Annotated in this window: 3 protein-coding genes; 2 read left to right on the top strand and 1 reads right to left on the bottom strand. The window is 66.8% G+C overall.

Annotated elements, in window-relative coordinates:
* Positions 1–215 precede the first annotated feature (215 nt).
* On the bottom strand, positions 216–4,034 hold the full coding sequence (locus ACZ3IJ_RS33135) for a GH92 family glycosyl hydrolase (RefSeq protein ID WP_467474407.1): 3,819 nt from the start codon (positions 4,032–4,034) through the stop codon (positions 216–218).
* A 388-nt stretch (positions 4,035–4,422) separates the two neighbouring features.
* On the opposite strand from ACZ3IJ_RS33135, the gene ngcE reads away from it, so the two are divergent.
* Positions 4,423–5,871, top strand: a complete 1,449-nt coding sequence (gene ngcE / locus ACZ3IJ_RS33130) for an N-acetylglucosamine/diacetylchitobiose ABC transporter substrate-binding protein (protein WP_391801706.1) — start codon at positions 4,423–4,425, stop codon at positions 5,869–5,871.
* 115 nt (positions 5,872–5,986) lie between these two features.
* Positions 5,987–6,916 (top strand): carbohydrate ABC transporter permease, encoded by a 930-nt coding sequence (locus tag ACZ3IJ_RS33125; protein ID WP_352186952.1) that lies wholly within the window; start codon positions 5,987–5,989, stop codon positions 6,914–6,916.
* Positions 6,917–6,976: the final 60 nt, after the last annotated feature.

Here is a 6,976-nt window from a genome sequence, read left to right as displayed (position 1 = left end):
TTTACCGCGGCCACTTTAACCGGTGAAAGGTGGCCGTTGTTTTTCTGCAATTATTGTGGGCCAATTAAAACCCCCCTTTTTTGGGTTTAATTGGGCCCCCCCCCCCGGGGGGGGCGGGCCGCACCACTCACTCCGAGGATCCTCGCACAGGATCTTCACGGGTCAATTCGTTTGTGACAGAACTGTTTCGGTAAGGAGCTCCTGTTTGCCGGGTGTTAGTGGAGCAGCTCCACCTCTGCCAACTGTGCCTCCGCGCCGAGCACCAGACGATAGGTCGTGTACGAGCCCGGCGTCCGGACCGTGAAGGCGCGGGTCTGGCGGTCCCAAGTGAAGGTCTCTCCTGACCTCTTGTCCAGATCCGTCCACTTTTGACCGTCCTTCGAGCCTTGCAACACCCAGCCCGTGGGCGCCGATTCCGCCGCCGACGACGTCAGCGTGTACTGCACCGCCCGCGTCCTCTCCGCGACCGGCAGCTCGACCGAGGTCACGGCCGCCGCCGTGGACGAGGTGTTGTCGACGAGCGGGCCGGTGCCGGTGGTGGCGTCCGTGCGGGGCGACGGAGCCTTGCCGGCCGGGGTGATCGAGACCGGACCCGCCTGCGCGCCCGTGCCCCAGGCCGAGGGCTGGGGGCCCATCTCGAACGACAGCGTGCCGCCGCGTGCCAGCAGGTCGTGCGGCAGTGCGGTGGAGTTCCAGCGCTTGCCGTTCAGCTTCACGCCCTGGACGTAGATGTTCCTCGCGCTGTTGCGCGGGGCCTCCACGACGAGCTTGCGGCCGTTGTCCGTCCGGACCGTCGCCTTGGTGAAGAGCGGCGATCCGATCGCGTACTCCCCGCTGCCCATCACCAGCGGGTAGAAGCCCAGCGCCGAGAAGAGGTACCAGGCCGACTGCTCGCCGTTGTCCTCGTCGCCGTGGTATCCCTGCCCGATCTCGCTGCCCGTGTAGAGCCGGGAGAGCACCTCGCGGACCTTCTCCTGCGTCTTCCAGGGCTGCCCGGCCGCGTTGTACATGTACGGGACGTGGTGGGCCACCTGGTTGGAGTGCCCGTACATGCCCATCCGGACGTCACGCGCCTCGGTCATCTCGTGGATGACGCTGCCGTACGAGCCCACGAACTCCGGGCTCGCCGTCTCGGGCGTGGCAAAGTACGTGTCCAGTTTCTTGCCCAGGCCGCCGCGACCGCCGTACAGCGCGGCGAGTCCCCGCGAGTCCTGCGGGGCCGTGAAGGCGTAACCCCAGCCGTTGGTCTCGGTGTAGTCGTGGCCCCAGATCCTCGGGTCGAAACTCTCCGAGGGCACGCGCCACTCGCCCTTCAGGTCGCGGCCCTGGAAGAAGCCGGCCTTCTTGTCGAACAGGGAGACGTAGCTCTGGGCGCGGGAGAGGAAGTACGCCGCCTCCTCCTCGTACCGCTTCTTCCCGGTCTTCTCGTGCAGCGCCTGCGCCATCCTCGCGATGCCGTAGTCGTTGAGGTAGCCCTCCAGCGACCAGGAGAGACCCTCGTGGGTCTCGGTCGACGCGTAGCCGAGGAAGGGGGAGGTCTCCATCCCCTTGCGGCCCACACCCCGGCTCGGCGCCACGACGGTTGCGTTCTTCAGCGCCGCCTCGTACGCCGCCTCCGCGTCGAAGTCCACGCCCTTGACGAAGGCGTCGGCGAACGCCACGTCCGAGGAGGTGCCGGTCATCAGGTCGGCGTAGCCGGGGGAGGACCAGCGGGAGATCCAGCCGCCGTCCTTGTACTGCTGCACGAACCCGTCGACGAGCTCGCCCGCCTTGTCCGGCGTGAGGAAGGAGTACGCCGGCCAGGTCGTGCGGTAGGTGTCCCAGAACCCGTTGTTGACGTACACCTTGCCGTCCACGACCTTCGCCCCGGTACGGGTGGGGGTGTCCGGACCGGTCATGGGGGAGAACGGGCTGGCGTACCGGTGCTTCGAACCGACCTTCTCGAATCCGGAGTTCGGGTAGAGGTAGAGCCGGTAGAGGCTGGAGTAGAGGGTCACCAGCTGGTCGTGGGTGGCACCCTCGACCTCGACCCGGCCCAGGATCTCGTCCCAGGCGTCCTGAGCCCGCTCCTTCACGCTCTCGAAGCGGCTGCCCTCCGGGAGCTCGTCCGCGAGGTTCGCCTTCGCCTGGTCGACGGAGATCAGCGAGGTCGCGATGCGCAGGCCGACCGTGCGGTCCTCACCCGTGTCGAAGCGGAGCAGACCCCTGACGCCCTCGGCCGTCGCGGAGGTGACCGGCGCGTCGAAGACGCCGTACACGAACATCCGGGTGGCGCCCGTCGACAGACCGCTCTTCACGTCGGAGAAGCCCGTGAAGGAGCCGCTCGCCGCGTCGAGGGTCAGACCGCCCTCCGCGGTGACGTTGTCGAGGACGACGCTCGCGTCGTCGCCCGGATAGGTGAAGCGCATCATCGCCGCGTGGTCGGTCGGGGTGACCTCGGCCTTCAGACCGTTCTCGAAGGTGACGCCGTAGTAGTGCGGCCGGGCCGTCTCCTTCTCGTGGCGGAAGGCGAGCGCCCGTCCGACCCGGTCGGTGGCCGGGGTGCCCGCCGCGGCCGACGGCATCACCTGGAAGGTCTGCCGGTCGCCCATCCAGGGGCTCGGCTCATGGCTCGCGGCGAACGCCTGCACCGTGGGCAGGTTGTCCGCGTTGTTGCCGCGCGCGTACTCGTACAGCCAGCTCTTGGAGGCCGCGTTGGTCACCGGCGTCCAGAAGTTGAAGCCGTGCGGGACGGCGGTCGCCGGGAAGGTGTTGCCGCGCGAGAAGGAACCGCTGGAGTTCGTCCCCCGGGTGGTGGAGGCGTAGTCGGAGAGCCGGTCGAGCCGCTTCTCCGGGGCCCTGGCCTTCAGCGCGATGTCGTCGATCCAGCCCTGGAACTTCGCCGGACCCTTCGGGGAGTCGTACGCCACCAGGATCCGGTCGACGGTCCGGCCGGCCGCGACCGCGCCGATCATCGAGGTCACCTGGTTCCACTGGTTGACGTAGAGCCGCTTGGCCGCGCCCTGGCCCCCGGGAGAGAGGAGGCCGCCGTGGGAGTCGGTGGCCCCGAGGTCGCTCAGATAGGTGCCGTCCGTGAAGGCCAGGTCCACCGACACGTTCGTGGCCGGGTAGTTGAGGTCCGTCTCGGGGAGGGACGGGAAGATCCGGTACGAAAGCTCGGTGTCCCGGGCTATCCGGGTGTCGACGTCGAAGATCTTGTTGTACGAGTACGCCCGCCCGTCCGGCTTGTGCGTACCGGCGTAGCGCAGGGCCCGGGTGCCGGTGAAGCCGGCGTTCGCCTTGGCGGTCGGCGAGCCGCCGGGGCCGCGGTCGACATGGCTGCGCATGTCCTCGGGCACGGGGGCCGAGGTGTCCCCGTTCGAGAACTGAACGTCGGCCAGCTGGGTGATGCTCGCGCCGGCGTTCTTCGTGATCTCGAGCCGGTAGTGGCCGTACGCCGTGTCGTTGGCGGTGTCGTACGTCTTCGTCTCGAAGCGCTTGGTGAAGCCCTGGCCCTCGCGGGTGTCGAGGACCTTCCACTCCTTGCCGTCGGCCGAGCCCTTCAGCGTCCAGTCGCGCGGGTCGCGCTCGGCCGCGTCGTTCGCCGACGTCAGCGCGTACGTGACCACCTTGACCGGCTCGTCCAGGTCGAACTCGATCCAGGCGGTGGGCTCGAAGACCAGCCATTTCGTGGCAGGCTGAAGATCGACCAGGTTCTCCTTGGTCTCTCCCGAGCCGGCGTTCTCGCCGCTGGCGCGCAGTGCCACCACCTTGTCGGTGACATTGCCCGGAATCCCACTGGCGAAGCCGCCGTCGACACCCGACGCACGCTTGGCGCCGTCCGATCCGACGTCCACCGTGTTACGCCAAGTGGGCTGAGTTTCGTCCGATTCGAAGGAGGTGGTGAACTCCCCGGAGGATATGTCTTTTTGGCCGGGAAGTGCCTGTGCCACCGAGGGGGCCGAGCTCAGTACCAATGCCGTCGACGCGACCAGCGCGGCGGCTCTGAAGCGGGGGTTCCGGGACCGTGATCGGGTGCGAATTCTGGGCTCCATGCCGTGTCGCCGCTCCTGCCACTGGATTTGGACAACGTTGTCAAACCGAAGACGCAGGCTCTAGTAGGGGGTCAAGTGTGTTCTGGTGTCAAGGGTGTTGACGGCAAGTCGGGGGATGAAACGGCATAGATACGCCTGGATAATCCGCGAGGTCTCAACTCGGGAAAGACTGCCGCGCAAACCTGCTTTCGATCTTGCTCAGGAGAAGGGAAGTGGACTATACCTGTCGGCGTCCGGACCGTCGTACCACGCGATCGACGGCACGACGCCTGCACGTGTACGACCCAAGCTGCATTCGAATGCGGTGGCGGGGCCCTTCGCCTGTGGCGAGCAGAAAACGGGCGACCGGTACACCGCCTGAGTCCTGAATGAAGGCGAGGACTTGAGCATGGGATCCACCTCCGCGCACAACGACGAGGGCCTCGGCCGCCGCGATCTGATCAAGCGCTCCGCCGCTCTCGGTCTGATCTCGGTGCCGACGATGAGCTTCCTTTCCGCCTGCGCCAGCGGCGGCACCACCGACGGCGGCGACAAGGTCGAGAAGGGCACCAAGACCGAGAAGAACCCGCTCGGCGTCAACGGGTCGGCTCCGCTCGACTTCGTCCTCTTCGACGGAGGCTTCGGCCAGCAGTACGCCAAGGACGCGGTGAAGGTCTACGAGACCACCTATCCGCAGGCCAAGGTCAAGTTCACCGCCACCCAGAAGATCACCACCGAGCTGCAGCCGCGGTTCAACGGCGGCAACCCGCCGGACCTCATCGACAACTCCGGCGCCGAGCAGATGGACATGGGCGTCCTCGTCGGCCAGAAGCAGCTGGCCGACCTCACCGCCCTGCTCGACGCCGCCTCGGTCGACGACCCGAGCAAGAAGGTCCGCGACACCCTGCGGCCGGGCATCGTGGAGATGGGCCAGTTCGACGGCGCCCCGGTCTGGATCCTGTACTACGCCTACACGGTCTACGGCGTCTGGTACTCCCAGAAGCTGCTCGACTCGCTCGACGCGAAGTACCCCGAGACCTGGGACGAGATGCTGGCCGTCTGCGAGAAGGCCAAGAAGAAGGGCATCGCGGGCTGGACGTACGCCGGCAAGCACCCGTACTACGTCCCCTTCTCGCTCTACCCGATGATCGGCAAGGTCGGCGGCCGCGAGGTCCTCGACGCGATCGACAACCTGGAGCCGAAGGCCTGGGAGCACCCCGCGGTCAAGGCCTGTTTCGAGGCGTACTACGAGCTCCAGCGGAAGGGCTACATCCTCCAGGGCACCCCGGGCCTCGACCACATCCAGTCGCAGACGGCCTGGACCGAGGGCAAGGCCCTCTTCATCCCGAACGGCTCGTGGGTGGAGAACGAGGCGGCGAAGACCATGCCGGCCGACTTCAACCTCGCCGTCTCCGCCCCGACCGGCATCGACTCCTCCGACAAGATGCCGTTCGGCACGATCTGGGCCTCCGGCGGTGAGCCCTTCATCGTCCCGGCCAAGGCGAAGAACATCGAGGGCGGCATGGAGCAGCTGCGCATCATGCTCAGCGAGGCCTCCTCGAAGAACTTCACCAAGTCCGTCAAGTCGCTGACCGCGTTCAACGGCGGTACCGACGGGATCGAGCTGACCCCCGGTCTGAAGTCCGGTGTCGCGGCGCTCGACAAGGCCGGACAGAACGTGGTCAACCCGCGCCTGCAGGACTGGTATGTGGCGCTGCAGAAGGAGAAGATCGGTGTCGCAGGCATCGGCGAGATGATGGCCGGCCGGGCGACCCCGGCCGAGACGATCAAGAAGATCCAGAAGTTCGCCGACGAGGCGGCCAAGGACTCCTCCATCAAGCACTACAAGCACCAGTGAGCTGTGCCGGGGCCCCTTCCCGCCGACCGGGAGCGGGCCCCGGCTCCTTGCGTACGGCACTCACCGCACGCACGGCACCAGCGGCACTTCCGCGGGAAGATCGGGGTCGGTAGGAATGCAACACGGCAAGTACCGTTTCATCGTGGGGTTCCTGGCGGTTCCCCTGGCCATGTACGCGTTGTTCGTCATCTGGCCCTTCATCCAGTCCATCTATTACTCGTTCACGGACTGGAGCGGTCTCAGCCCCGAATTCCGTATGGTCGGATTCGACAACTACAGCCGCATGCTCGACGACGAGGTGTTCTGGAAATCGCTCCAGCACAGCCTGACCTTCGCCGTCGTCCTGCCGCTGGTCACCGTCGGTCTGGCGCTGTTCTTCGCGTTCATGCTCAATGTCGGCGGTCGGCGCCGCCGGGGAGCGGCCGTCGCCGGTGTGCGCGGTTCGTCCTTCTACAAGATCGTGTACTTCTTCCCGCAGGTGCTGTCCATCGCGATCGTGGCGCTGCTCTTCCAGTTCGCCTACAACCCCAACAGCGGAGCCATCAACTCGGTCCTCAAGGGGGTGGGGCTCGGCAGCATCCAGCCCGACTGGCTGGGCGACCCGAACCTGGCCCTCATCTGTGTGATGGTCGTCCTCGTCTGGTCCACGGTCGGCTTCTTCGTCGTCCTCTTCTCGGCGGGCATGGCCTCCATCCCGAAGGACTTCTACGAGGCGGCGCTGCTCGACGGTGCCAACCGGTTCACCACCTTCTTCAAGATCACCCTGCCGCTGCTCTGGGACACCGTGCAGTCCGGCTGGATCTACATGGGCATCCTGGCGCTCGGCGCCGAGTCCTTCGCGGTGGTCCAGATCATGACGGTCGGCCCCAACGGCGGCGGGCCGGACTACTCCACCATCGTGATGCCGCTGTACGTGTACCAGAAGGCCTTCCGCGACGGTCAGGCCGCGTACGCGACCACGATCGGTGTCGCGCTGCTCGTCGTCACGCTGCTCTTCGCGGCGGTCGTCATGCGGCTCGGCCGGCGCGAGCGGCTGGAGTACTGATGCTGTGTCTTCCCGGGGGACAGCTCCCGGACCCCCAGCAGGAAACCAGCTCGGTCGCGG

This window comes from Streptomyces sp. NPDC013317, assembly GCF_055563155.1.
The sequence above is the reverse complement of the archived record's forward strand: the minus strand, read 5'-3'. Positions and strand labels throughout refer to the sequence as shown.

What these genes read in the sequence shown, in the direction of transcription:
- ACZ3IJ_RS33135 (WP_467474407.1), bottom strand. Translation starts at nt 4,034, where the DNA reads ATGGAGCCCAGAATTCGCACCCGATCACGGTCCCGGAACCCCCGCTTC.
- ACZ3IJ_RS33125 (WP_352186952.1), top strand. Translation starts at nt 5,987, where the DNA reads ATGCAACACGGCAAGTACCGTTTCATCGTGGGGTTCCTGGCGGTTCCC.
- ngcE (WP_391801706.1), top strand. Translation starts at nt 4,423, where the DNA reads ATGGGATCCACCTCCGCGCACAACGACGAGGGCCTCGGCCGCCGCGAT.